General features: G+C 33.1%; 4 protein-coding genes. 2 read left to right on the plus strand and 2 right to left on the minus strand.

What is annotated here, in order from left to right; translation table 11 throughout:
* Positions 1–354 precede the first annotated feature (354 nt).
* Entirely contained in the window at positions 355–774 is a 420-nt protein-coding gene (locus QZ143_RS09410; protein ID WP_292600247.1) for a GNAT family N-acetyltransferase, read from the plus strand.
* A 378-nt stretch (positions 775–1,152) separates the two neighbouring features.
* Here the strand turns inward: QZ143_RS09410 and QZ143_RS09415 are convergent, their stop codons facing one another.
* Complete coding sequence (locus tag QZ143_RS09415; protein ID WP_292883574.1) at positions 1,153–2,331, minus strand: alpha/beta hydrolase family protein; 1,179 nt, start codon at positions 2,329–2,331, stop codon at positions 1,153–1,155.
* 8 nt (positions 2,332–2,339) lie between these two features.
* Positions 2,340–2,777: a flavodoxin family protein gene (locus QZ143_RS09420; protein ID WP_292883577.1), complete on the minus strand. Its 438-nt coding sequence runs from the start codon at positions 2,775–2,777 to the stop codon at positions 2,340–2,342.
* 95 nt (positions 2,778–2,872) lie between these two features.
* Here QZ143_RS09420 and QZ143_RS09425 point away from each other — a divergent pair, with 95 nt between their 5' ends.
* Positions 2,873–3,292 carry a MarR family transcriptional regulator gene (locus QZ143_RS09425; protein WP_292883580.1) on the plus strand — a complete coding sequence of 140 codons (420 nt, stop codon included), beginning with the start codon at positions 2,873–2,875 and terminating at the stop codon, positions 3,290–3,292.
* Positions 3,293–3,651: the final 359 nt, after the last annotated feature.

The following is a 3,651-nucleotide window of genomic DNA, read 5'->3' on the forward strand; positions in this document are numbered from 1 at the left end:
CAACTTTTCCAATAATACTCAAGTAGTTACCTTTGCATCATTAGTTGGTTCAGGTTATGTCAGTGATTATAGTAGATGTTCAGGATTTGTATTTCCACCATCCCAGTTTCACCCAGTATAGATGAAAATATTTAATTATCATGATTTCTAAAAAAAGTAGTGTAGAGAGAACATAAGTATGACAACTTTCGCATGCCCTTTCATACTCTTCCTCTCCAAATAATTTTAATTAATTAATATTCTAATTTTTAAATTATATATAATTAATCGGACAATTAACACATTGCAGTGATGTTGCTTTTCTTAAGCCGATATGGTAAAATGTATAATTATTAGATAACAATACATATAATCATGGCATTGATTAAATTGTCCGATAAAGATTTGGTTGAATTTAAAAGCTTAATGCAGGAATCATTTCAATTGGGTTATGAAGAGGTCTTTGGCAAAAGTGAAGAATTAATACTGCCTGAAAAAGACATTGACGAATGCTTAAACAAAAAGAATAGCCATTCCTATGTAATGAAGAACAACCATGAAATACTTGGTGGTGCGATTGTGGAAATAAATGAAAAAACACAGCACAACCATTTGGATTTTTTATTTGTCAATGTTTCCACACAAAACAAGGGTATCGGACAAAAAATCTGGAGTGAAATAGAATCTTTATATCCCTATACTGAAATATGGCAAACAGTTACGCCCTACTTTGACAAAAGGAATATCCATTTTTATGTAAACAAATTGGGATTTCATATAGTGGAATTCCAATGAGAAAAATCCAGACAGGGACTGGGATGAAAATCATCCTATGGCAGAACAGGAAATGTTTAAATTAGAAAAAAGAATGAAAAAATAAATGTCTAACATTAACGACTGCAATTCAATATTTGAAAATTGCTTTGAAAAACCCTGCTATATGTATGAGTTGAATCAAGTTTGATTTTCAATATCTCTGGCGTTAATGTCAGCACCTCCCCAAATGAAAGTTTTGAGAATTAGCTTTGTTTAAACGAAATGTTCGTATTTTTATAGGAGTTCTTCATATAAATTAAAGAGTTTTCAGTGATGAAAAATCGATAAGCATCGGAACTTTTTTATATGTTTCATATGAACACTATTGTTGATTTTTGGAGTATAATGTAATTGAAATTATAAGTGTTTTTCAACCAAATCCAGCAATAATTCACTGGCTGTTGCATAACCTCCCATTTGTGCGTGCATCTGGGAACCTGAATCCTCATCAAACAGTAAATACTCCTTTTCACAATCAAGCATGTCATAAAATACCTTTGCTTCGCCTTGAGTCATCTCGGAAGTTCCATCCATCACGATTGTCATGCAGTCCAAATCATCAATGATGTCTGTATTGTCGAATTTTCTAAGTTCGTCGCATATTGTATCGGCTGTTGCGCCATGTTTGTAAATGTAGTCTTCAAGCATGAAGTCCAGTTGTGCAGGACGAATCCTTTTCGGCATTTTCTCAATCACTGCCAATCGCTCAGCAAATGCCCCTCCCCAGTTAATGTTGCCAGGATCTACAATGCACATACTGACACGTTCATCATTAATGGCAGCACGCGGAACTAGAAATCCCCCAAAGCTGATGCCGAACAATATTATGTTGTCTTCATCAATGCAGTCATAATTCTCCAGACAATAATCGATGATTGGAGTTATTACGTTTTCTATATCATGCCTGAATGTTATTCCATTCATTCTTAAGGCAAATCCCTGTCCCGGACCATCATAAACAAGACAGTGGATTCCTCTTTTTAGGGCTTGCCTGTATATCCATGCGGTGTCTTCCGCAAATGTGTCACGGCCGGGAGTCAATATCATCAATGGAGCCTTATCACCGGCAACTGGAGACTTATAGAAATGTGCAGGCATGAATGTATTTTCATAAGGCAGTTCCACATATGTTGCGTCAATGTCTGAAACTTCCAGATATTTATGATAGCAGTCCAGGCTATTTTGAGAGTATTCGGCTAAACGCTCATCATCTGTTGAGTTGAAATACATCAGGGAAACTCTCCAGTATGTTGATGCTCTAAGATATGCGCTTTCTTTTGTTGCATTGCTGTTTGATTCATCCGCTCTTTTTTCCAAGGTTATTGCCATTTGAGACCATGCATCTATCCATTCTGTGCCTGACTTGAACTTTTCTGTAATCTCAAATACTTCTCCGATATCCGCCATCTGCAGATATGTCAATCCTAAAACATGTCTTATCAGTGCATCCTGCAGGATGTTTTCACTGAATTTCATGCTTGACCAGTGTCCTTCAACGCCTATTTTCGGCATTTTCGGTTTGAATAATTTTGCCATATTATCACCTATATATTCTTTATGAATTCATGAGCTTTCTTAAAATCCTTTTCATTGGGATGGCCTTTAGCTATTCCGCCAATTTTTTCAAAAAATCCGAATGTATCATAGCCTCTGCATGAAAATCCACCAACAAAATCACAATTTTGTGCTTTGATGATTTTTTGGATGCCTCTTGCATAATTGATGTAGTTTATGCCACAGGTATAGACAGTAAATACTTTCTTTCCTGCCAAATCAATTTCTGAGGCTAGTTTTTCTATTCCTTTGTGAAGCTTGTGATAGTAAACTCCTGAAGCAAATCCTATTGCATCATAGTTTGAAAAGTCTGTAGCTTTAGCTTGTGATATCTTGAATAAATCTATTTCTTTTACTGTTGCCATTTCATCAATGACCTTTTTTGTATTTCCATGATGGGAGGATACGTATATTATTGCAGTTTTCATGTTGTCCACTCGCTAAATTTATTTCATATAAAATTATTGCCTATGAAACTATTTCATAGAAAACTATTTTAAAAGCATCGTATATAAATGTTACTATGTCAGAGAAAAAATTGGGATTTCTAATCGGAGACCTTTTTTATACCTATACCAACTACCTGAACAATGCATTAAAGGAAATGGACATAACCATAAGCCAAGCAAGAGTTTTGCTGGTTTTGGCTAAAAACGATGGTGTTTCAATTGACTTTTTAGCAAACAAAACAAATATAGGAAAAAGCAGCATTACCAAATCCGTAAAGATTTTAGCAAAAAAGGAATTCCTAACAAAGGAAATAGATCCTGACGATAACCGAAAAAAAATTATCAAGATAACCTCTAAAGGAAAAGAAATACAAAAATTTGCAATCAAAACAAATGAAGAAATCGAAAATAAATTAAATCCCCAAATCGGTGAAAAAGAAATGGCTGATTTAAAAATAAAATTAGAAGAATTAATAATTTTAATCGATTCTTAATGATAATGAAATAAAATAAATTTCATATTAGAGTTTTGTGGTTCAAATCGATAAGGTTGCGAACTATATCATATGTTTTATACGAATGAAAATTTTTAATTATTATAAGTTCAAAAAAAGTAGTGTAGAGAGACCATAAGTATGACAACTATCTCATGCCCTTTCATATAATACCTCAATTATGTTAATTAATAATATTTTACTTTTTTAAATTATATATAATTAATAGCTACTTTTTCTTTTCATGAATATTAATTCAAAATATTTGTATAAAGTTGATTGAAAAATATGCATAAGTGGTAGAACTTTTTCGTGAGTTTCAATGAAACAATGTTCTCTAACCTTTTTTACAACATCAT

The sequence above is a fragment of the Methanobrevibacter sp. UBA188 genome (assembly GCF_905234905.1).
Lineage (GTDB): Archaea > Methanobacteriota > Methanobacteria > Methanobacteriales > Methanobacteriaceae > Methanocatella.